This is a genomic window from Streptomyces sp. NBC_00376, assembly GCF_036077095.1.
In the GTDB taxonomy this organism is placed as follows: Bacteria; Actinomycetota; Actinomycetes; order Streptomycetales; family Streptomycetaceae; genus Streptomyces.
On sequence record NZ_CP107961.1, the window covers coordinates 306,232 to 329,161 of the forward strand.

11 protein-coding genes and 3 pseudogenes are annotated in these 22,930 nt (G+C 72.2%); 7 read left to right on the top strand and 7 right to left on the bottom strand.

The window, feature by feature from the left end; translation table 11 throughout:
- Positions 1-78 precede the first annotated feature (78 nt).
- From OG842_RS41155 to OG842_RS41170, 4 genes and pseudogenes are all read right to left on the bottom strand, one after another.
- On the bottom strand, positions 79-1,662 hold the full coding sequence (locus OG842_RS41155; protein WP_266738127.1) for a caspase family protein: 1,584 nt from the start codon (positions 1,660-1,662) through the stop codon (positions 79-81).
- A gap of 10 nt (positions 1,663-1,672) precedes the next feature.
- A complete protein-coding gene (locus tag OG842_RS41160) occupies positions 1,673-2,029 on the bottom strand; it encodes a Pepco domain-containing protein (RefSeq protein ID WP_266737829.1) in 357 nt (118 codons plus the stop codon).
- Between the two features lie 195 nt (positions 2,030-2,224).
- Positions 2,225-2,880: pseudogene (locus OG842_RS41165) on the bottom strand (IS5 family transposase); the annotation flags it as partial.
- A gap of 88 nt (positions 2,881-2,968) precedes the next feature.
- The gene (locus OG842_RS41170; protein ID WP_266737827.1) at positions 2,969-6,709 is read right to left on the bottom strand and encodes a WD40 repeat domain-containing serine/threonine protein kinase; all 3,741 of its coding nucleotides are present in this window, start codon (positions 6,707-6,709) and stop codon (positions 2,969-2,971) included.
- 466 nt (positions 6,710-7,175) lie between these two features.
- On the opposite strand from OG842_RS41170, the gene OG842_RS41175 reads away from it, so the two are divergent.
- Together OG842_RS41175 and OG842_RS41180 are read left to right on the top strand one after the other, a co-directional pair.
- Positions 7,176-7,880, top strand: coding sequence for a pyridoxamine 5'-phosphate oxidase family protein (locus OG842_RS41175; protein WP_266737825.1), 705 nt, complete (start codon positions 7,176-7,178; stop codon positions 7,878-7,880).
- 405 nt (positions 7,881-8,285) lie between these two features.
- Positions 8,286-8,522: pseudogene (locus tag OG842_RS41180) on the top strand (amino acid permease); the annotation flags it as partial.
- Positions 8,523-8,537: 15 nt separating this feature from the next.
- On the opposite strand, the pseudogene OG842_RS41185 reads toward OG842_RS41180, so the two are convergent.
- Positions 8,538-8,843, bottom strand: a pseudogene (locus OG842_RS41185) (PadR family transcriptional regulator).
- 111 nt (positions 8,844-8,954) lie between these two features.
- Positions 8,955-9,227, bottom strand: a complete 273-nt coding sequence (locus OG842_RS41190) for a hypothetical protein (protein ID WP_266737822.1) — start codon at positions 9,225-9,227, stop codon at positions 8,955-8,957.
- Between OG842_RS41190 and OG842_RS41195 the strand changes: the two genes are divergently transcribed.
- Positions 9,226-9,645 carry a hypothetical protein gene (locus tag OG842_RS41195; RefSeq protein ID WP_266737821.1) on the top strand — a complete coding sequence of 140 codons (420 nt, stop codon included), beginning with the start codon at positions 9,226-9,228 and terminating at the stop codon, positions 9,643-9,645. The two genes, OG842_RS41190 and OG842_RS41195, sit on opposite strands and share 2 nt — an antisense overlap.
- Before the next feature lie 11 nt (positions 9,646-9,656).
- On the opposite strand, the gene OG842_RS41200 is transcribed toward OG842_RS41195, so the two are convergent.
- Entirely contained in the window at positions 9,657-9,818 is a 162-nt protein-coding gene (locus OG842_RS41200; protein WP_266737820.1) for a hypothetical protein, read from the bottom strand.
- 3 nt (positions 9,819-9,821) lie between these two features.
- On the opposite strand from OG842_RS41200, the gene OG842_RS41205 reads away from it, so the two are divergent.
- The 4 genes from OG842_RS41205 to OG842_RS41220 all read left to right on the top strand — a co-directional run bounded on the left by OG842_RS41205 (position 9,822) and on the right by OG842_RS41220 (position 22,928).
- Positions 9,822-10,595, top strand: a complete 774-nt coding sequence (locus OG842_RS41205) for a ferritin family protein (protein WP_328512716.1) — start codon at positions 9,822-9,824, stop codon at positions 10,593-10,595.
- A gap of 349 nt (positions 10,596-10,944) precedes the next feature.
- Positions 10,945-11,163: an MbtH family protein gene (locus tag OG842_RS41210; protein ID WP_266737818.1), complete on the top strand. Its 219-nt coding sequence runs from the start codon at positions 10,945-10,947 to the stop codon at positions 11,161-11,163.
- A gap of 72 nt (positions 11,164-11,235) precedes the next feature.
- Complete coding sequence (locus tag OG842_RS41215) at positions 11,236-16,311, top strand: non-ribosomal peptide synthetase (protein ID WP_266737817.1); 5,076 nt, start codon at positions 11,236-11,238, stop codon at positions 16,309-16,311.
- Positions 16,308-22,928, top strand: coding sequence for a non-ribosomal peptide synthetase (locus tag OG842_RS41220; RefSeq protein ID WP_328512717.1), 6,621 nt, complete (start codon positions 16,308-16,310; stop codon positions 22,926-22,928). Before OG842_RS41215 ends, OG842_RS41220 begins: the two co-directional genes overlap by 4 nt.
- The last annotated feature ends 2 nt before the right edge of the window (positions 22,929-22,930 follow it).

A 22,930-nucleotide genomic window follows, 5' to 3' on the forward strand; every position in this document is an offset into this window, starting at 1 on the left:
ACCCGCATGGTTCGACATCCCGGTGCATCCGCGATGCCGGGTAGTCCAAGCCCGTCAGCGTCTGCCGCATCTCCCAGTTCAATGCTTGGACAGCACGAATGATGTCCGCGCCTTGCCAAAGCCTGGTGCTGTCGCCTCCGCTAGAAAGGTGCCGAAGCCTGCGTACCCTTCCGGAGGCGTTGCACACTGCGGAGCACTTGGCCTGCGGTTCCACTCCACGGTGTACGTGACGTCGCCGTGGGCGGGCGCTAGGAAGAGCTGACTGCCAGCATCTCTGGGGCAGTCGGCAGAGGACCAATAGACGTCGGCGCTGTTGGCCGACGTGAGAGTCAGTACCGTCTTCGTAGGCCCGAGATCGACCTTGCAATCGCTGCCGCTGATGTTCTTCGCGGTCAGCAGCAGGGTGGGGGTGTCATCGGGTCCGTATGCGTTGAGAAGGCTGCGCACGGTCAACTCGGCAGCGCTCGGAGTGCAGTTGGGCAGCGCGGAGTTGGACGCGCTGGGCTCCCCTGATCCTGAACTGTTCTTGTCCTTCTTGCTGTTCGTGCTGGAAGGCCGCGCCCCGGAGGAGCTGGGCGTGAGCGAGGTCTCCGATCCGGGCTTGTTCGACTTCGCGTCACCGCCCTTGCCATCGCCGTTGTAGGTGGCCGCGGCCCAGGCCGCGACGCCGAGCAGGCCGAGCAGGGTTAGCGCGGAGCACACCCGTCGGCCCAGCCGAACACCGTGCTGCGGATGCGCCGGTCGGGGAGTGCCAGCCTCGACACCCATCCCGGCGCTCGCATACGCCGTCGTATCGGCGTCCCTTCCCGCTGTGGAGGGCTCACGGATCACGGCGGAGGGCTCACGGACACGCCCCGACCGCCCGCTCGGCGACGGCAGGAAGAGAAAACCGTCGGACGGGATGTCGGTCACGACCCGCAGGGACTGCGGCTGCCCGCTCTTGCGGTACCTGCGGTGCAACTCGGTCATCCGGTCCTGGACGGCGTCCTGGAACCGACCGAGGGGTAGCGCGGCGGCACCGGGATTCGCGGCGATGACGTCGGATACCGACCGGGAGAAGATGCTGAACGAATCGCCGGGCCGGACCCCGGTGACAGGGTTGATGGGGGATTCGTGCGGGCGCACGAACAGCGCGTACTGTCCCGGCGAGCAGGCGTACATGTACGCCACCTTGCGGCGCAGCGCGGCGCTGATCTTCTGTCGGCTCCACTGCTTGACACTCGCGACGCCCATCGAGTCCTGATCGATGCCCTCCCGGCAGGCGTCGATCAGGAAGACCACGTGCTCGGCAGGCGTCTCGTCGAGGTGCCCACGCCAGTCGATCGCCACGCACCCCGACTCGAAGGGATGCGTGTCCTCGTCGATGTCCTCAGGTACGAGGTAGTCGCGACCCTTGACATGCACGCCGTGCCCACTCAGCAGGATGAGCAAGGTGTCGCCCGGGCGGGCGCGCCTGAGGAAGCCGGCCACCCGGGCGTTCACGTAGTTCGCCGAAACCTGCTTGCCGCCTTCGCGCCCGGCCAGGACCTGCACGTCGTCGAAACCACGGTCTTCGAGCGCCGATCCGAGCCGGGCGAGGTCGGCTGGGATGAAGGGGAGGGGCGGCACACCGCGCATCTCGTAGTCGCTGGCCCCTATGAGTAGGGCTCTGTGACGTGCCATCACACGCCGGTCACTTCTTGAAGACCAGTGTGATGCCGTGACTGCGCTGCATCTGCGCAGAACCGACGAACTGCACACCGCCGCTCGCCGTTACCTGGAAGGACAGGTGTGCCTCCCGCAACGGCAGCGGTCCGCCTCGGGCGGCGGCCTCGGTGAATACCTGCTGCAACGCGTCCACGGCCTCGGCGAGGTTCTTGCGCAAGGGCCCCAGAGGTACGCTCCTCAGCCGCACCTCACCGTCCCCACCGCCGAACAGGCCCATGGAGTCGCCGCCGTCGTCGAGTGGACCGTCTTGATCGCCTTGATCGTCGTACGAAACCCAGAAGGGCAAGGTCGTTACTTCGGACGCATCGGCAGCTGAACTCACGAATCCCCCTAGGTCGGTGAAGGCAAGTCAACTGTACGAAGACGGAGGGCGATTCATGGTCAGGAGCGAGAATCCGGTGCCGGTCAATCTCTGGAGGCTGGCATCCACCAGCGGCGTTCGTCACCCGCTGTCGGCCAGGTGCCTGACATGCCGGTGGCCCGGGACGGGATCGGCTCCCCCTTCAACCCCGCAGCGACGAACTGCCGACGCCAGAGCAGGTGGAACAACACGGAGCGTCGAGAACCGGCCGCGGAGCCATCTCCGCAGGTCAGGTATGTCGTAAGTCTTGTCGGCGTGGAGCTTGCCGGGTTTGTGGTTCCAGCCGCGGTGGGGGTCGTGTCTCGATTGGAGACCGGCCACCATGGGCTTCAGACCTTGACTGTCGTGGGTGTTGGCGGCGGAGACGCCGACGACCAGGGGCAGTCCGTGCGCGTCCGACAGGACGTGCATCTTGGAACCGGGCTTACCCCGGTCCACGGGGCTCGGACCTGTGAGTTCGCCCCTTTTTTGGCCCGTACGTGGGCGGAGTCGAGGACTACGCGGGAGAGGTCGAGTAGTCCGCACTCATCGATGCGGTCGAGCACCGCCTCGTGCAGCCGGCCCCAGACACCGGCTCTGGACCAGATGACGAAGCGCCGGTGGGCGGTGGACTTCGAGATCCCGAAGCACGGCGGCAGGGCCCGCCAGGCACACCCGCTCACCAGCACGTAGATGATGGCGGCGAACAGCGTCTCATCAGGCGTGTCCTGCGTCCCGCCGCCCTGCGGCCGCACCCTCGGCGGCGGGATCAGCGGCTTCGCGATCTCCCACAGCCCGTCCGGAACAATCCAACTCCACGTATCCCGCCCCATGAACAGCCCAACGAGCGAACCCCACATAGGACACGGTCTTAGCCCCAGAAAGGCTCGGTGACCTTGGCGCCGAATTGCAGGACACTCGTCAACACAGACTGCGGTAAGGCAGGTCCGGGACATACGTGCGCCACTCCTGACGGGTGATGTCACGGCCGGCTTTCTTGCAGACGGTGGTGGCCAACGCGTCGGGGGCGAGGTCGACGGACTGGGCGCGGCTGCCGCTGAGGGCGCGCAGCACACTGCCGTCGAAGGCCATGGCGTCGATCTCCCGACCGCCCAGGTCGAGCGGCTGGCCCAGGGAAAGACGGGCGTTGACATCCCACAGCTGTACGGCGTCCCTGCCAACGGTGGCGGCCAGCAGACCGCCGTCGGAGGAAAAGACGGCGTCCGACAGATAAGCGCCGGTGCGTGTGCCGCCACGCACGGTGCTGCTGGGCATGCGGGCCAGGCGGTGGCGGGCCTCGCTGTCCCACAGGTCGACCCAGCCGGTGGCGCGCACCACAGCGAGGAGCGCGCCGTCGGGTGAATAGGCCAACCCGATGACGTCCTCGTTGCCGAAACCGGCGCGGCGGCTGGTCCTGGTCGCCAGGTCGAGCACATCGCCCTCCATGGTGACCAGGCGGCGGCTGTCCTGACTGAACTGGCCGAAGCCTCTCTGCCCTTGCGGGTAGCGGTGCACTCGCTTCCGGGCCCGTATATCCCATACGTCGATGGCGCCGCCCTCGCCCGAGGGGACACCCGCATAGTCGTTCTCGAAGGCGAGATAGCGGTTATCGCGGGAGATCGTGATGTCGAAGACGTTGCGTTGCTCAGGGACGGGCGCGCGCAGCAGTTCCTTGTGAGCGAGCAGGTCCCACACGCTCACGGACAGGTTGAGGCTGCTGTCGGACGGCCGGAAGTCGGTGAAGGCGACGATGCGGCCGTCCGGCGACAGTGCACTGACCCGGGTCCCCGAGGCCTCGCCGGGCCCGGCCCGCTGCGGAAGCGGCGTACCGGTCTCCTTGCCCGTGCGTACGTCGAAGAAGTGCTGGACCGGAGCGTCGACGCCCTGGTGGTAGACACCGGTCCGGCCGTCCGCGGAGAGCGCCGCGCCCTCGGCGGCCGGACCCTGCCCGCCGCCGGACAAGGCGGCTGTCAGGTCGAGGCGATGGACCTGCTCGGATCCGCTGGTCAGGTAGGTCAGTGTCTTGGACTTCTCGTCCAAGCCCATGCCCGGTATGCCGTTGTCATTGCCGTCATTGGTCCCGGAGCGGTCGGTCAGGCGGAAGAGCGGGACGGCGGAGCCGTCGAGTGACCAGACGGCGATGGGGTGCTCCCGTGAGGAAGCCAGAGCGTAGTTGCCATCGGCGCTCAGATACACGCCGGCATTCGTCTCGCCGAGTGTCTGGATCGGGGTGTCGGCTCGCGGACGGCCGTCGGCGGTGGACCAGACGAAGAAGCTCTCTCCGTCCCGTAGACCCAGCAGGCTACCGTCCGCGCTGAAGGTGGACTCTCCGCCGCAGGTGACGCGTTCGTCGTCGAAGCGGCTTGCAGGGGTGGTGCTGGAGAACACGAACCGGGGCTCGGTGTCTCCCGGGCGGATCGCCCACACGGTCAGGGGCTCGCCGGCGCTGCCCGGATCTTTCTGTGAACAGGACGCGAAGTGCGTCCCGTCCGGAGAGAGTTGGACCCAGCTTCCCTTCTCTGTCGTCCAGGAGACGGTCCCGGTGGCGGGCGAGAAGAACCGATGGGTGACCGGCGCGCCGGTCGGCGGGTTCTCCTGGCTGAACAGAACGTGTCCCTGGTTCGACAGCTGGTCCGGGCGGAAGCCGGGCTGACGGGGGATCGGCTTGCCGAACGGATTGCCGTCGCGGGTGGACACGAGCTGGTAGGTGCCGGACGCGCCCTCTTTCAGCAGCAGCCCGCTGTCCGTGCTGACCAGAGGCGGAGTGGGTGGATTCACCATGGCGCCGGCCACGGTGAGCCGAGGCATCGCGACCCCCTCCTGGCCTTTGGTCAGATCCCAGAACATGGTCTTGTCCTCGGTATAGGTCATGAACGTGCGCCCGCGTTCGAGGAGCGCCTCACCGTTGTCCGCGGACGAGCTGGGCGAGGGGGCGTCGAGCACGCCCGTCTCCTGCTGCGTCGCCGCGACGCTCAGCGACGACCGCGCTTCCGGTGTCCGCGCGATACGCCACGCGGCGAGACTCAGCAGCAGCGCGGTGTCCGGACTGCTGCCGCGAAGATTGTCGGCCGCCTGTGCCACGGAGCGGGAAGTGGCCTGGTCGCGACGGAGTTCCACCTCGGCGCCACGCCGTGCGCTCTCCCTGCTCTGGAACCAGGCGATCGTTCCGGCCAGCAGTGCGAAGACCATCAGCACAGCGACAGAGAGAAGCAGGTGACGTCTGCGGCGGCCGGCGCGGGCAGACGCTTCCCGGGCCGCGCCCAGAAAGCGGATCTCCAGGGGACTAGGCCGTGACTGGAAGGGTGCCACGGCCAGCCAGTCCATGAAGGTGCGCAGGGCAGTGCCATGTGGCAGGTCTTCGGGCCGTTCACCATGTGCTTGCCACTGGAGGGCGGCGCGGCCCAGGTCGCGGTGGACCAGGAGGCGAGGCCGGTCGGCGTCGACGGCGTCGCGCAGCCTGCGCCAGGCGGGGACGAGCGCGGAGCTGACGGGTCGTACGGAACCGTCGTCCGACGTGAACTCCAGGATCCCGGCCTCGGCCAGTGTCGTGACGGCAGCGTCGATGGCTTGCCGCTCACTGTCCGGGCGCCCGGCGTACAGCTCGTCATGGCTCGCGGTGCGCACGGCGTCCTGAGTGCCGTCGACCGCTTCACCAGGGTGGACGAGGCGCAATAACAGTTCGTGCGCGGCGAGTTGGGATGCTGGTGGGAGCGAGGTGAACGCGGCCTCCGCGCGCTCGCCCAGCGGGGCGACGGTCTCGGTCGGCGGGTGCGCGTCCTCGGGCGCGGTGGCGCGGCGGGCGCCCGCTCGGAGCAGGGCGCGGCGCGGATCGGCGGCCTCGCTCGGCCCGCCGACCAGGGCAGTGAGCAACGCCTGTGCGTCAGGCCGTAATTCGGGGTCCTTGGCGAGGGCCGCAGCGATCAGTGGGCGGACCCGGGCGGGAATCGTGCTGAGTTCGGGGTTGACAGACGCGGTGCGGTGGGCGACCTCACCGATGTGGGTGCCACGGAACGGTTCGTCGCCGCTCGCCGCGAACAGCACGACCGCGCCCCACGCGAATATGTCGGATGCGGTGGTTGCACGCCGGCCGGACAGGACCTCGGGCGCCATGTAGCCGAGGGTGCCCATAAGTGCGCCGGTGGCCGTGAGGGACATGTCGGGGGCACGGGCGATGCCGAAGTCGATGATGCGCGGCCCGTCGGGACCCAGGAGGATGTTGCCGGGCTTCAGGTCGCGGTGAATGATGCCGGCGTTGTGGATCGCGGCGAGAGCCGTTGCCGCGCCGATCGCCAGGCGCAGTACGGCATCGGGGTCGAGCGGCCTGTGCCCGTGGACTTGGGCGGCGAGGGTTGGCCCGGATATGTACTCGCTGACGATGTACGGCACGGTGTTCTCGGGGCCCGCATCATTCGCCGCAGTGACGGACGCGTCCAGGATCCGGGCCGTGCAGAAGGGGGCGACCTTCCGCGCCGCCTCGACCTCCTTGGCGAACCGCTCCCGCACGAGCGACTCGGCGTCGCGGCGCAGCGCCTTGATGGCGACCCGTGTACCGTCCCGGTCATACGCCTCGTACACCACGCCCTGCCCGCCGGAGCCGAGCCGCGCGGCGATCCAGTAGTTGCCGAGCCGATCCGGGTCCTCCGGCGTGAGTGGAGTCGTCAACTCGGATGCCTCCTTGACTGTTGATGGTCCGGACCGTGAGACCGGTGAGATCAACTCGGCCGTGCCTGTGAGACGCCTGAGGGCGTGGGTTCGGTTGCCGGGTCGGGATGGGATCGTTGGTCCAGGCCCTGGCGGCCGGGGTCGACCGGGCGGAGATCAGCGAGCGGACCGGCTACCAGGCCCGCACTGTCGAGGAGCGGTAGGCCCGGGTCGAACGCGCTCACGAGCGCGGACTGGGGGTCGAGGAGCATCCACGTCAGGCGAGCAGCGAGCAGCCAGTGGCGTCCTGCGAACAGGAGTACGGGCCCGCGCGAAGGCTTCGCGCGTTCCTCAACCCCCGGCCGCGGCCAAGGGGTCGACGCCGGACCTATCCCGGGCAACAGTATCCGTTGCGAAACACGTCACTTCCAACGAATATCGTCAGATCAGTAGCTTGAAATCGCCAACATCGATAGCGTCTGCCAGCATGACTGAGGAGACACCAGGCACCTTCCTGCCCGTCACGGAGCGCACCCGTCATCGACGCCTGCGGGAGCAGGGCAGCCGGAGCCGGGCGGATCTCGACGCCATCCTGGACACGGGGTTCCTGTGCCATCTCGGCGTGGTCGTCGACGGCGGCCCGATGGTGGTCCCAACCGTGTACGGAGCGGATGAGAGCACGGTCTATTTTCATGGCTCGGTGGCAAGCCGGAGCCTGCTTGCCGCACCGAACGAGTCGGTGTGCCTGACCGTCACGCACGTCGACGGCCTCGTCCTGGCGCGCTCGGTGTTCGAGCACGGGGTCAACTATCGCAGCGCGATGATCTACGGCATACCGCGAGCCGTGACCGACCCTGAGGAGAAGCTTTACGGCTTGCGGTGCCTCACCGAGCACGTCGCCGCGGGCCAGTGGGGCTACACACGCCTCCCCAACCGCAAGGAACTTGCGGCGACTGCACTGCTGGCACTCCCTCTCGACGAGGCCTCCGTCAAGGTGCGCACCGGCCCGCCGGACGACGGCGACGGACCCGATGCCGAACTGGGCCTGTGGGCGGGCGTTCTCCCCATGCGTACGGAATGGGGAGAGCCGGAACCGGACCCGGCGCTCTCGGAGCACGTCCCCGTACCGCCCCACATCGTCCATCTCGCCACTCAAGCCGTCCCGCTCGTCAGCCGCCGCACTTCACGCTGATCCGCTCTCCGAGAGTGGGAGGCCACACCGCGCGAGGCCAGGGATGCCTTCATGGCGCAGTCGCTCGCAGAGTGCATCCTCTTCGCAGTCGCTCAGTCCTCCGCCTGCTTCATCAAGGGCCGCAACATCGGATCCACGAACGAGGAACGTCAACATGAACACGGCGGCTGACTCCAGGTTCGGAGCGGCACAATGACTCAGAACCGCTGGCATTCGAACGGTTCCCATGCCCGACGTCACCGTGATCGTGCCGTCCGTAGCCCGGCCGGGGCCCTGGCCAGACGAACCCGGCCAGCACGTCGGTCTCGAACTGCTCCAGCTCCTCCGCCGAGACCGGCTCCCTGCACTCGCGCAGGTCCCGCACCACGGTCAGCGCCGACAAGCCGCGCCTGCTCACCTTCACTCGGGGCCATCGAGTTCTCCTCCTTCGGCGTCCTGGCGTACTACGCCAACGCCTCCGCCTGGACGCTCACCGAGGACGAAGGACGGTCGAACCGGCTGATCCCGGCCGGTGGGCTGGCCGGATGTTTGGTGTTGGTCTTCGCCCTGCCCCTGTCCTCGGTGGTCTCCGGGGCCGCGGTGCTGGCCTTCGGCGCCGCCGCCTACGGACTCCGCCGCGCTCTGACCGCCCGCAGGCCGTAACCCCCGCGGCTGCCGCTACGGGGCGTCGTCACCGAGGACTTCGCGAGCCAGCTCCACGAGCGCCCTGCGGTCCTCGGCCAGGGCCTTCCTCCCCGCCTCCGTCGCCGTGTAGACACGCCGGGTACGGCCATCGACCACCTGCTGCTCGGAGACCGGCAGCCCGTCGGTCTCCAGCCGGTGCAGCGTCGGGTACAGGGTGCCGGGGCTGATCTGGTAGCCGTGGCGGGCGAGCTCCTCGGCCATTCACGCGCCCTGGATCTCCTCCTCGGCCGCGTGGTGCAGGATGTGCAGCCGCACCGCACCCCGCTGGAACTCCCGCATTCTGGCCCACCTCCGGCAGTGACGAAACCGATATCGGCATCCGATCCTGCGCCCGTGCCGGATGCCGCCTCGTCCAGCCGACGTGACCATCACCCCGCCCAGGGGCGGGGATCAGGCCGCCGCGACGAAGCCGCCGGCGGCCGGGTCCTGCCCGCGCAGCGGGGTGAAGTCGACGTCCAGCTTGGGGTCGTACGCCTCGGGCTGGATGCCGAGTTCGTGCGTGGAGTCCTCGGACTCCTCGGCGCTCTTGGCGCCATCGAGGCGCGTCTCCGCGTCGCGCAGCCGGGTGCGGTAGCCCGCGGCCTCGCCCCGGGCCTTGCATGCTCGGCCGGTACTCCTTCCGGCTCCCCGAACTGCCCGGCGGCCTGCGCCCGCCCGGTTCATGCATTACTTCCGTGCGCACTACGCCTCGGGGGGAGCTCCGGGTGACTGGGCCTTCGACGTGTACACCCACGTGCGTGATCTCCGTGAGAGCGTCGTGCTGTTCCGCAACGACCGCGAGGCCCGGTTCCAGGTCAACCGCGGCCCCGTGGTAACCGGCCGGTCCAAGTTGATTCCCTCGAACCGGCACCGACTGGTAACCGGCCGCCTGCAGGGCAACCAGTTCGGGACGAACGCCCGTGTACTGGACGCGGGAAGCGTGGCGTTCCCTGACCGTGATGACGAGGTCGAGGGCACCTCGGCCGAGGCGCGGGCGTACCGGCGGTACGTGGCCAGGCTGCACAATCCTCTTCCTCTGCGGCTGGGACCACCAGTCCGCCCTGAGTTCGGCATGAGGACGCGGCGGCGCTCTGTGGTCTGATCGATGCCGGGTCACGCGACCACCGGCGTGGTGGGAATCAGCGCTCCGGGGGCCAGGTCCAGCTTGGTGGCGATGACGTCCTTGGGCGGGGTGAGGTCCAGGTGCCAGTCGCCGAAGCGGCGTATCGTGCGTGTGATCAGCGGGCTGATGGTGGCCAGGTCGTCGGGGCCCACGATGTGGCCCTCGGCGGCGAGATGTACCGCCGCTTCGCCGAGCAGGCCCGCGCCGACGGGGACCTTCGGGCTGCGAAACTCTTCAGCGAGATCGCCGCGGACGAGGGCCGCCACCGCGACGCCTTCCGCACCGCCCTCACGGCCGTGACCACCGGCCACGGCGCCATCCCGGCGCCGCCGAAGGCCGACGTGGTGCCGGTGCCCGCCGGGCTGCCGAAGGTGAAGGCCGCCCGCACCAAGGCCAACCTGGACACCGCCCTGCACGGCGAGGCGCACGCCCACGCCCGGCAGACCGGCAACACCCCGCTGGCCCGCCTGTGGGAGGGCGCGGCCAAGGTCGAACTGAACGAGCACTTTGCCGGCGAGGCGGTCCTGGCCGGACTGGTCCGCACGACGAGGGAGAACCTGCGCAGGGCCATCATCGGGGAGCACAACGAGGCGACCACCGCGTACCCGGGGTTCGCCAAGCGGGCCACCGCCGTCGGCGACACCGCCGCCGCTCGCTACTGGCGCAACACCGCTGCCGCGTCACCGTCGGAGTTCTGCCGGCGTCTGGACACCGACGCTGACTTCGCCGGGTGGTTCGAGCCGCTATCGGACGGCATCCGCGAACTGGCTTCCTCGACGCGGCCACATCCCAGGCTCGTGCGACTTCAGGCTGCACTCATGGACTTGATCGACTTCCTCGACCCAAACGCCGATCGCTTCCCGGACCACCGCAGATCCCGGCTGGGCCTGCCGGCAAGAGGCACGGCACCGATCCGGCCGCGGTGGTGATCTTCCGCGGCCGGTGGCAGCCGATGCGCACCACCAGACGGCGGCCGCTCTCGTCCCGCTGGTCGGCTGACTCGGCCATGCAGGCGTTGACGATCACCAGGGACGGCACGTCCTCCCCAGCCGATCCACAGGTTCCGAGCATTGCTCGCTTTGCCGTGCAGGGCGCATCCGCGCGGCGGGCCGACGCCGACGCGCACGGCATCCAAGTGGGAGGCACGGGGCGGCGGTCGTTTCGCCGGACGGACGGGCCCCATGCCCCGGGCCCGGTGAATACATGACCGGCATAGGGCCCGGATAGGCCGCCCTTCAAACATGGCCATAACCGACCACACGAAGGGGCGTCGAACTGATGAGCGAGCAGCAACGGGCTGAAGAGACCCTGTACCGCGTCGTGCTCAACGACGAGGAGCAGTACTCGATCTGGTGGGCCGACCGCGCCCTGCCGGCCGGCTGGCACGCCGAGGGCACCGAGGGCACCCGCGAGGAGTGCCTCGCGCGCATCACCGAGATCTGGACCGACCTGCGCCCGCTGAGCCTGCGCCGCCGCATGGACGCCACCGCCGCCTGACCGAACTGGCCGCCGGATCCGAGGCCGGGCCCGACCCCCACCGCGCCGCCCGATCCCGATGGAGGAGAGACTGTGAACGACCGCACGCTGTCGGGTTCGTACGCCGGTGCGACCACTGCCCGGCCCAGGACCGCGCCCCTGCTGCCCGCGCTGTTCGCCGCCCAGCGCACCCGTACGCCCGACGCGCCCGCCGTGATCGGCGCCGATGGAAGCGTGGTCACGTACGCCGGACTCGGCGCGCGCGCCGCCCTGTTCGCCACCCGGCTGCACGCCCTGGGCGTGCGCCCCGGCGACTTCGTGGGCGTGTGCCTGCGCCGAGGGCCCGACCTGGTCGCCGGGCTCCTCGGCGTCTGGCTGGCGGGCGGCGCCTACGTACCGCTCGACCCCAACCACCCCGAGAGCCGCATCGCCCTCGTCCTCGACGACGCGCGGGCGCCGGTGGCCCTCGCCGAGCGGTCCACCGCCGACAAGCTGCCCGCGGCCACCCGGGTACTGCTCGCCGAGGACGTCACCGGCGAACAGACCGCAGCAGCACCGGAGTTCGTCGCCGAACCGGCCCGGCCCGCCTACGTCCTGCACACCTCCGGCTCCACCGGCCGCCCCAAGGGCGTCCTCGTCCCGCACGAGGGCATCGCCAACCGGGTGCGCTGGCTGGCCCACCGCCACCGGCTCGGCCCCGCCGACCGGGTGCTGCTCAAGACGACCGTCGGCTTCGACGCCGCCGGACTGGAGCTGTTCTCCCCGCTCATCAGCGGCGCCGCCCTCGTGCTCGCCCCCGAAGGCGCCGAGCGCGACCCCGCGACCCTGCTCGCCGCCGTCGCCGACCACGGCGTCACCGTCCTGCAGGGCGTCCCCTCCGTCTACCGGCGCCTCGTCGACGAACCCGGCTGGGAGCGTGCCACCGCCCTGCGCCTGGTCTTCAGCGCTGGCGAACCCCTCCACGCCGACCTGTGCCGTCGCATCCTCGAACGCGCCCCCGGCGTACGGATCTGGAACACCTACGGACCCACCGAGGCGTCCGTCGACATCACCGAGCACCAGTGGGACCCGGCCCAGGACACCGGCGCCGTCCCGATCGGACGCCCCATCGGCAACATGCGCGTGGTCGTCCTCGACCCGGCGGGACGGCCCGTGCCCGTCGGCGTCCCCGGCGAACTCCACGCGGGCGGCATCGGGCTCGCCCTCGGCTACCTCGGCCGCCCCGACCTGACCGCCGAACGCTTCGTGCCCGACCCGCACAACGAGGGACAGCGGCTCTACCGCACCGGCGACAAGGTGCGCTGGCGCGCCGACGGCGTCCTCGAATACCTCGGCCGCCTCGACCAGCAGGTCAAGGTCAACGGCGTACGGATCGAGCCCGGGGAGGTCGAGGCCGCGCTCGCCGCCCACCCCTGGGTGCGCACCGCCGTCGCCGCCGCCGTGCCCGACCCCGCCGGCGGCGGCCACCGCCTCGCCGCCTGGGTGCAGCCGCGCGGCGAGGCGCCCCGCCCCGACGAGCTGCGCGCCTTCCTGCGCCGCACCCTGCCCGACGTCCTGGTGCCCTCGGTGTTCGTGACCGTCGACGAGTGGCCGCTCACCGCCAGCGGGAAGATCGACCGGGGCGCGCTGCCCGACCCGGCCGAGAGCCGCACCGAGACCGCGTACGTACCGGTGCGCGACGCCACCGAGCGGGCCGTCGCCGAGATCTGGGCGCGGCTGATCGGCATCCCCGCCGGGGAGATCGGCGCCACCCACGACTTCTTCCAGCTCGGCGGCTCCTCCCTGATGCTGACCCGGCTCTCCGAGCTGCTGTCCGCGACGGCGGGCACCCGAGTACCGCTGCGCGCCCTGTTCACCGCGACCACCGTCGAGACCCAGGCCGCGCTGGTCGGCCGCCCCGTCGACCCGACCGGCGACGAGCACATTGCCGAAACGGTCCTTCCCGTACCCCGCAAGCCCGAGGGGCTGCCGCTCTCGCCCGGCCAGCAGGGCATGTGGCTGCTCGACCGGCTGCGCCCCGGCAGCAGCGAGTGGAACGCCCCCGCCTTCCTCACCCTGCCCGCCGAGTACAGCGACGCCACCGTCGCCGCCGCCCTCGGCGCACTCGCCGACCGGCACGAGATCCTGCGCACCCGCTACGTCCTGCACGGCACCGAGCCCGTTCAGATAGCCGATGCGCCCGGCACCCGACCGCCCCGGCTGCGCACCGCGCTCGCCGCGAGTGCCGACGAGCTGAACGTACTGGTGCAGGAGGAGTTCGCCCGCCCCTTCGACCTGGAGAACGGCCCCGTCTGGCGGGCCCTGACCGTACGCCGGGGGACCGAGCACCTGCACGTGATCCTCTCGCTGCACCACATCGCCTGCGACGGCTGGTCCTCCGTCGTCCTGGAGCGCGACCTCAAGGCGCTCGCCGAGGCCGCGCACACCGGCACCGACGCCCGGCTGCCCGAGCTCCCGGTGCAGTACGCCGACCACGCCGCCCACCGGCGCGCCCGGCTCACCGACACGTTCCTCTCGCGCGAACTCGACCACTGGAAGCGGGTGCTGGACGGCATCGTCCCGCTCGACCTGCCCACCGACCGGCCCCGGCCCCCGGTGCGCGACGCGCACGGCGCCGTCCACCTCTTCACCGTCCCGGCCGCGCTCACCGTGCGAGTCGCGGCCCTCGGCCGCAGCTGCGGGGCGACCCTCCAGCAGACCCTGCTCACCGCGTTCTCCGCGCTCGTCGCCCGCCTCACCGGCCGCTGGGACGTCCCGGTCGGCATCCCGGTGGCCGGCCGTGAGCGGCCCGAGACCGCCGATGTCGTCGGGTTCTTCCTCAACACCCTCGTGCTGCGCTGCGACGCCGCCGCCGACGACACCTTCCGCGACGCCGTCGTCCGCGTCCGCGACACCGCCCGCGAGGCCTTCGCCCACCAGGAGCTGCCGTTCGACCGGCTCGTCGCCGAGCTCGACGAGAGCCGCGACGCCGCCCGCACCCCGCTCTACCAGGTGATGTTCGACCTGCACGAGGAGGGCCGCACCGGCACCGCGACCTCCTCCGGCGACCTCGACGCCTTCCGGGGCGCCTGGCAGGCCGCCCGCACCGACCTCACGTTCGTCGTGCAGCGCCAGGGCGACGGCTCCCTGCTCGGGATGGCCGAGTACGCCACCGCCCTGTTCGACCCGGCCACCGTCGAACGGTTCGCCGACTGCTGGACCCGCCTGCTGGAGGCGGTCACCGACGACCCGTGGGTACGGCTGGGCACCGCCGACATCCTGCCCGCCGCGCTGCGCGCCGAACTCGTCGCCCACGGCCCCGGCCCCGCCGGTGCGGGGGACACGATCACCGGAACGTCCGAAGGCGGCGTGCACACCGCGATCGCGGAGGTGGCCCGGCGCTCCCCGCAGGACCCGGCCGTCGTCTGCGGCGACGAGACCTGGACGTACGAACGGCTGACCCGCCGCGCCGAATTCCTCGGCCACCGGCTGCGCGACCTCGGCGCCGGCCCGGAGACCACCGTCGCCGTGCTGCTCGGCCGCACCCCCGACCTGCTCGCCACGATCCTCGGCAGCTGGCACGCCGGCGCCGCCCATGTGCCGCTCGACCCTGGCGCCCCCGACGACCGGATCGCCCATGTGCTCGCCGACTCGGGGGCGGGCGTCCTCGTCACCGACACGGCGGGCGCCGCACGCCTCGCCGGGATCCACCGCGGCGCCGTCCTCACCCTGGACACCGAACCGGACGCCGCACCGTCGGCGGACGCCGAGCCGCTGCCCGCCGGGGACGGCACCCGCCTCGCCTACCTGATGTACACCTCCGGCTCCACCGGCCGGCCCAAGGGGGTCGCCGTCGAGCACCGCACCCTGCTGCCGACGCTGCGCGCCTTCCAGGCCCACCTGGACTTCGGGCAGGGCCCCGACGACGCCTACCTCGCCCTGGCCCAGCCCACGTTCGACATCTCCTGGACCGAGCTCGTCATGCCGCTCGTCGCGGGCGGCCGGGTCGTCCTCGCCCAGGACCACGAACTGCGCGACCACCGCGCCCAGCTGGCCCTGCTCGACCAGCACGGCGTCAGCCACCTCCAGGCCGCCCCCGCGCACTGGCAGATGCTGATCGACGCCGGATTCGGCCGCCGCCCGCTGGTCGGCAAGACCGGTGGCGAGGACTGCCCGCCCGCCCTTGCCCGCGAGCTCTCGCGCCGACTGCGACGGTTCATCAACGAGTACGGGCTCACCGAGACGACCATCGCCTCCACCCGGTGGGACGCGCACGACACCGCGCAGTCCACCCCGATCGGCCGCCCCTACCCGCACTGCACGGTCCGGGTCCTGGACGAGAACCTCACGCCCGTGCCGTACGGGGTGACCGGCGAGCTGTGCATCGGCGGGACGGCCCTCGCCCGCGGCTACCACGGCAGGCCCGACCTGACCGCCGCCGTGTTCGTGCCCGACCCGTACGGCGAGCCCGGCGCCCGCCTCTACCGCAGCGGCGACATGGCCCGCATGCTGCCCGACGGCACACTGGAGTTCGCCGGGCGCGCCGACGGCCAGGTCAAGATCCGCGGCAGGCGAGTGGAGACCGGCGAGGTCCAGGGCGTCCTGGCCGAGCACCCCGCCGTCGCCCAGGCCGTGGTCACCGTCCACGGCACCGGCCCCGACGCCGCGCTCGTCGCCTACTGGGTGGCCGCCGACGACATGCCCGTACCCGGCGACAGCGCACTCCTGGACCACTGCGCCCGCAGCCTGCCCGACTACATGGTCCCCGCGCTGCTCGTGCCGATCACCACCGTGCCGATCACCCGGCACGGCAAGGTCGACACCGCGGCCCTGCCCACGCCCGACCTCGCCGCCGCGCTCGCCGACGAGCCGTACACCGCGCCCGAAGGCCCCGTCGAGGAGATCATCGCCGGGATCTGGGCCGAGGTGCTGCTCGGACCCGACGCCGTCGCGGGCCACCGGATCGGCTCCCGCCAGGGATTCTTCCGCAGCGGCGGGAACTCCGTGCGCGCCGCCCAGGTCATCGCCCGCATCCAGGAGGAGTTCGACGTCGAACTGCCCCTGCGCGCCGTCTTCGAACGCCCCACCGTCGCCCGGCTCGCCGAAGCCGTGGAAGAGGCCGTGACGGCCGAGATAGAGACGCTCACCGAAGCCGAACTCGCCCTCGCCCACAGGGAGTACCAGTCGTGACCGCACCCACCGCGCCGACGCAGCCCACGCAGGAGGAGCTGCGCGCCGAGCTCCTGCGCCGCCGCCTCGCCGGGCGCGCCGGGCGAGGCGCCGAAACCCCCGTCCGCAGCGCCGCGATCCCGCGCGCCGACCGTACGAAGCCCCTCGAACTCTCGGCCGGACAGCGCCAGTTGTGGTTCCTGCACCAGCTCGACCCGCAGAGCCCCGAGTACCTGCTGCCGATGGCGTACCGGCTGCGCGGCCCGCTCTCGCCGGGCACTCTCCAGCAGGCCTTCGACTCGCTCGCCGCCCGCCACGAGATCCTGCGCACCCGCTACGTCCTGGACGCGGCCGACCCCCGCCAGGTCGTCGACCCGGCCGGGCCCGTCGACCTCGCCGTCACCGACCGGCCCGGCCTGGACGCCGCCGCCCGCGACGCGGCCGCCGTCGCCTTCACCGAGGCCCGCGCCGCCGAGACCTTCGACCTGGCCGCCGACCACCCGCTGCGGGTACGGCTGCTGCGCTTCGCCCCCGACGACCACGTCCTGTTCGTCGTCATGCACCACATCGCCTGCGACGCGCTGACCCGCCCGCTGCTCCTGGCCGACCTCGCCGCCCTCCACCGGGGCGAGGAACTGCCCGAACTGCCCGTCCAGTACGCCGACTACGCGGCCTGGGCCGCCCGCCGGCAGAGCGGCCCCGAAGCCGACCGCGGCCTCGACCACTGGCGACGGGAGCTCGCCGGCGTCGAACCGCTCGCCCTGCCCACCGACCGGCCCCGCCCCGCCGTACGCACCTGGGGCGGTGCCACGCACGGCTTCGACGTCCCCGCCGCCACTGCCACCGCCCTGCGCGGGGTCGCCCGCGACGGCGACGCCACGCTCTTCATGGTCCTGCTCACCGCCTACCAGACCCTGCTCGGCCGATACACCGGCAAGCGGGACGTCTCGGTCGGCACCGCCGTCTCCGGACGCACCCGCCCCGAACTGCGGCAGATGGCCGGATACGCGTACAACACCCTGGTGCTGCGGGCCCGCTGGGGCGCCGACCCGGACTTCCGGGACGTCCTCGCCGCCAACCGCACCACCGTGCTGGACGCCTTCGACCACCAGGAGACGCCGTTCGACCGGATCGCCGATGAGCTGGAGCCCGAGCGCGACCTGTCCACCACACCGCTCTTCCAGGTCATGTTCGACCTCGCGTCCGGCGAGGGGGCGGACGGACCCGATCTGCCCGGCATCACCGCGGAGCCCGTCCCGGCCGCCGGTGCCATCGCCCGCTTCGACCTCACGCTGCACCTCACCGAACGGGCCGACGGCACCCTGCACGGCAGCCTCGAATACGCCACGGCCCTCTTCGACGCGGCCACCGCCGCCCGGATCGCCGGGCACTACACCCGGCTCCTCGCCCAGATCGCCGCCGCCCCCGACGCCCCGCTCTCCACCCTCGACCCGATCGGCCCCGAGGAGCGCGCCCTGCTCCTCGACGGGCCGGCCACCCCCGTCGGCACCGACCACGCCCTTGACGCCACCGCCCTGCGCCCCGTCCTGGAGACCATCCTGGAACAGGCCGCGGCCACCCCCGACGCCACCGCCCTGCGCCACGGCGACACCGCGTACACCTACCGCCGGCTCGTCGAGGAGTCGGAGCGCCACGCCCGCCGGCTCGCCGGACTCGGCGTCGGACCCGAGGACACCGTCGCCGTCCTCCTGGACCGCTCGCCGCAACTGGTCGCCGCCCTGCTCGGCATCTGGCGCGCGGGCGCCGCGTACGTACCCATCGACCCCGGCTACCCGGACGAGCGCATCGGCCACATGCTGGCCACCACCGACACCAGGACCGTCCTCACCGAGACCCGCTACGCCGACCGCTTCGACGGCACCGCCGTCCTGGGCACCGACGGAGACGGCTCCGCCTCCCTGGTCGCCGACGAGAACGGCCCCACCGTCCTGGTCACCGACGACTCGGCCGAGCAGGCCGCCCGCGCGGCCGCCACCGCTGCCCTGCCCACCGGCCACGACCTCGACGCGCTCGCCTACGTCATCTACACCTCCGGCTCCACCGGCCGCCCCAAGGGCGTCCTCGTCACCCACCGCGGTCTGGCCAACTACCTCGGCTGGACCGTCCAGGCCTACGCGGGCGCCGGCCCCGGCGGCGCCCCGCTGTTCTCGTCGGTCGCCTTCGACCTCGGCGTACCCGACCTGTACGCGCCGCTGATGACCGGCCGGAGCGTCGACCTGCTCCCGCAGGACTTCGACACCGCCGACCTCGGCGCCCTGCTCGCCGCAGGCGCCCCGTACGCCTTCATCAAACTCACCCCGGGCCATCTCGACCTGCTCCAGCAGCAGTTGACGGACGAGCAGATCAAGGGCCTGGCCGGTCTCGTCATTGCCGCCGGGGACTCCTTCACCGCCCGGCTCGCCGAGCGCTGGACGACCTCGGCGGGCCCCGACGGCACCCGCCTCGCCGCCGAGTACGGACCCACCGAGATCACCGTCGGCAACTCCGCGTACTTCCTCGACGGGCCCGTCACCACCGAACTCGTCCCCATCGGCCGCGCCGTCCCGCACACCACCATGTACGTCCTCGACGAGCACCTGCGCCCGCTGCCGGTCGGCGTGCCCGGCGAGGTGTGGATCGGCGGCATCGGTGTCGCCCGGGGCTACGCGGGCCGCCCCGACCTGACCGCCGAGCGCTTCGTGCCCGACCCCTACGGCCCGGCCGGCGCCCGGCTCTACCGCACCGGCGACATCGCCCGCGTACTGCCCGACGGCAACCTCGATTTCGTCGCCCGCGCCGACCACCAGGTCAAACTCCGCGGTTACCGCATAGAGCCCGGCGAGATCGAGTCCGCGCTCACCGCGGACCCGGCCGTCGCCGAAGCCGTCGTCCTGGTCCGCGAGGACAGCCCCGGCGCCAAGGAACTCGTCGCCTACGTCGTCCCCGCCGAAGGCGCCGGCCCCGACGACCTCACCCCGGCCGCGCTGCGCGCCCGCGTCGGCGAGACCCTCCCGTCGTACATGGTGCCCGCCGCCTACCTCACCCTCGACGCCCTGCCGCTGACCGCCAACGGCAAGCTCGACCGGCGCGCGCTGCCCGCCCCGGGCCGCGACGCCACCGCCGTTGGCGCGTACGTCGAGGCCCGCGACGCCACCGAGGGCGCCATCGCCGGGATCTGGGCCACCGTCCTGGGCCGCGACACCGTCGGCGTCCACGACAACTTCTTCGAACTCGGCGGCGACTCCATCCGCGCCGTCACCCTCGTCGGCGCGCTGCGCGAGGCCGGCTGGGAGACCAGCGTCCGCGACATCTTCGCCCACCGCACCGTGGCCCGGCTGCGCGCCGCACTCGGCGACGCCGACGGGGCCGGACCGGGCGGCACCGTCGCCCGGTTCGCCCTCATCGGCGAGGCGGACCGGGCCGCGCTGCCCGCCGACGTCACCGACGCCTACCCCGTCTCGCTCACCCAGGCCGGGATGCTCGTCGAGATGTACGGCGAGAGCACCGAGAACCGCTACCACAACATCACGTCCTTCCGGATCCGCGACGAACTCCCCTTCGACCAGGAGGCGTTCCAGCGGGCAGCCGACCTGATCGTCGAACGCCACGAGGTCATGCGGACCTCCTTCGCCCTCGACGGCTACTCCCGGCCGCTCCAGCTCGTCCACGCCGCCTCGCGGATGCCCTGCGTCTTCGACGACCTGCGCCACCTGCCGGCCGCCCGCCGCGAACTGGCCCTCTGGGAGTTCGCCGACCGCGACCGCGAAGAGCTCTTCGACCTCACCCGCGCACCGCTCATGCGGATGGCCGTCCACCTCCTCGACGACGAGAGCTGGTGGCTTTCCATCACCGAGTGCCACCCCGTCATCGAGGGCTGGAGCTACCACTCCCAGCTGATGGAGATGCTCCGCGCCTACCGCGCGCTGCGCTCCGGCGCCGAGCCCGAGCCCGCACCGCCCGTGCCCGCCGTCCGCTACGCCGACTTCGTCGCCGGCGAACTGCGCTCCCTGGACGACCCGGCCGACCGCGAGCACTGGCGCCACATCGTCGACACCTACGAGCGGTTCAGCGTCCCCGCCGGATGGCAGGGCGACGACGAGGGCGACGAGCGCTACCGCATCGACATCCCGCTCGGCGACGTCGAACCGGGCCTGCGCGCCCTCGCCACCGCCGCCGAGGTCCCCTACAAGAGCGTCCTGCACGCCGCGCACAGCAAGGTCCTCTCGCTGCTCACCCGCGCCGAGCGGTTCCGCGGCGGCATGGTCGCCGACGCGCGCCCCGAGGAGGCGGGCGCCGAACGCGTCTCCGGCATGTACCTCAACTCGGTGCCCTTCCCCTACGAGCGCACCGCCGCGACCTGGGGCGAACTCGCCCAGCAGGTCTTCGCCCGCGAGGTCGAGCTGTGGCCGCACCGCCGCTACCCGATGCCCGCCATGCGCAGACCCGGCGGCGAATCCCACCTCATCGACGTCCTCTTCCACTACCTGGACTTCCACCAGGTCGACACCGAGCTCATCGACATCATGGCCAGCCGCGACGACAGCCCCAACGAGTTCCGGCTCGTCGTCGGCACCCCCGTGCGCGGCCACCTGTCCATCGCCTCCCGCACCCGCACCCTCTCCCGGGGCCGGGCCAAGCGCCTCGCCGCGCTCTACACCGCCGTCTTCGCCGACATGGCGCGCACCGGCGCCGACGGCGACACCCGCGGTGCCTACCCCGACGCGTACGAGCGCGGCGCCCTCGCCGCACCCGCCCTGCCGCACTCCGACACCCCCACCGACGTGCTCGGCGCGTTCGAGGCACAGGCCGCCCGCACCCCGACGGCCCCCGCCCTCTCCTTCGGATCCACCACCCACTCCTCCACCACCCTCTCCTACGCCGCGCTCGACGCCCGCGCCGAGGCCGTCGCCCACCGGCTGCGCGCCCTCGGCGCCGGGCCCGAGACCCGTGTCGCCGTGCTCCTTGACCGGGGCCCCGACCTGGTGGCCGCGCTCCTGGGCGTCTGGAAGGCGGGCGCCGCGCAGGTGCCCGTGGACCCCTGCACCCCCGACGCCCGGATCGCCGGCACCGACTTCACGCTCGCGGTCACCGAACGCCGTCACGCCGCCCGCCTGGGCGACGTCCCGCTCGTGGTCGCCGAGGACCTCACCGACGCCCCCGTACCCGCCCGGCCCGCCACCGTCCACGATCCGGACCGGCTCGCGTACGTCCTGCACACCTCCGGTTCCACCGGCACTCCCAAGGGCGTCGAGATCAGCCACCGCTCCCTCTCCCACTACCTGCACTGGGCGGTCGAGCAGTACGCGGCGGCGGGCACCGGCGGCGCGCCGTGGTTCACCTCCGTCGGCTTCGACCTCGGAATCCCCGCGCTGTACGCACCCCTGATGACCGGGCAGACCGTGCGGCTGCTCCCGCAGTCGTACGGACCGGGGGAGTTCGGCGCCGAACTCCTCAAGGGCGCGCCCTACTCCTTCGTCGGGCTCACCCCCGGCCATCTGACGCTCCTGGAAGCCCAGTTGACCGACGCCGAACTCGGCTCCCTGGCCGCGCTCGCCGTCTGCGCGGGCGACGCCTACCCGGCCGCCCAGGCCGACCGCGTCGCCGCCCGCATCGGGTCCGGCGGCATGGTCCTCGCCGCCGAGTACGGCCCCACCGAGGCCACCGTCGCCGCCACCGCCCTGCGCGTCCTGCCCAGGCACCGCAGCGCACCGCGCCCCGTCGCGGCAGCGGCCGGCGTCCGGGCCGGACTCCAGCACGCCGACACCCTGCACGCCCCCGAACGGCCCCGCGCCCCGCGCACCCTCGTGGCCCTCGGCTCCCCGCTTCCGGGCGTCACCCTGCGGCTCCTGGACAGCGCGCTGCGGCCGGTCCCCGACGGCATCGCCGGTGAGGTGTACCTCGGCGGCGACGGGCTCGCCCGCGGCTACGCCGGACGCCCCGACCTGACCGCCGCCGCGTTCCTGCCCGACCCCTACGGACTGCCGGGCGCCCGCCTCTACCGCACCGGGGACCTGGCCCGCCGGCTCCCCGGCGGCGCCCTGGAGTTCCTCGGCCGCGCCGACGACCAGGTCAAGATCCGGGGACACCGCGTCGAACCCGGCGAGGCCGAGGCCGTGCTCGCCGCCGACCCCTCCGTACGCGAAGCCCTCGTGGCGGCCGTCGACGCCGCCGACGGCGGCAAGCGCCTCGCGGCCTGGGTGGTGCCCGCCGAGGGGCACACCGTCTCCGTGCCCGCCCTGCGCGACCGCCTGCGCGCGGTGGTGCCCGCCGCCGTCATCCCGGCGACCGTCACGGCCCTGCCCGCGCTCCCGCTCGGCGAGAACGGCAAACGCGACCGGTTCGCCCTCGTGGCCCGCGCCGCCACCGCCGCCGACGCCCCCTACGTGGAGCCGCGCACCGACACCGAACGACGGCTCGCCGCCGTCTGGGCCGAGGTGCTCGGCCTCGAACAGGTCGGCGTGCACGACGACTTCAGGGACCTCGGCGGCGACTCCCTGCTCGTACCGCCCCTGCTGCTCGCCGCCCGCAGGGCCGGGCTCCCGCTCGACCTCGCGACCGCGCTGCGCCACCACACGGTGGAGCAACTGGCCGCCGCACTCGACGTCCGTACGGCCCACGAACCGGCCCAGGAAGGCTGACC

Coding starts and splice junctions, on each gene's coding strand:
- OG842_RS41155 (WP_266738127.1), bottom strand. CDS start 1,662: ATGGCACGTCACAGAGCCCTACTCATAGGGGCCAGCGACTACGAGATG.
- OG842_RS41175 (WP_266737825.1), top strand. CDS start 7,176: ATGACTGAGGAGACACCAGGCACCTTCCTGCCCGTCACGGAGCGCACC.
- OG842_RS41195 (WP_266737821.1), top strand. CDS start 9,226: ATGCATTACTTCCGTGCGCACTACGCCTCGGGGGGAGCTCCGGGTGAC.
- OG842_RS41190 (WP_266737822.1), bottom strand. CDS start 9,227: ATGAACCGGGCGGGCGCAGGCCGCCGGGCAGTTCGGGGAGCCGGAAGG.
- OG842_RS41210 (WP_266737818.1), top strand. CDS start 10,945: ATGAGCGAGCAGCAACGGGCTGAAGAGACCCTGTACCGCGTCGTGCTC.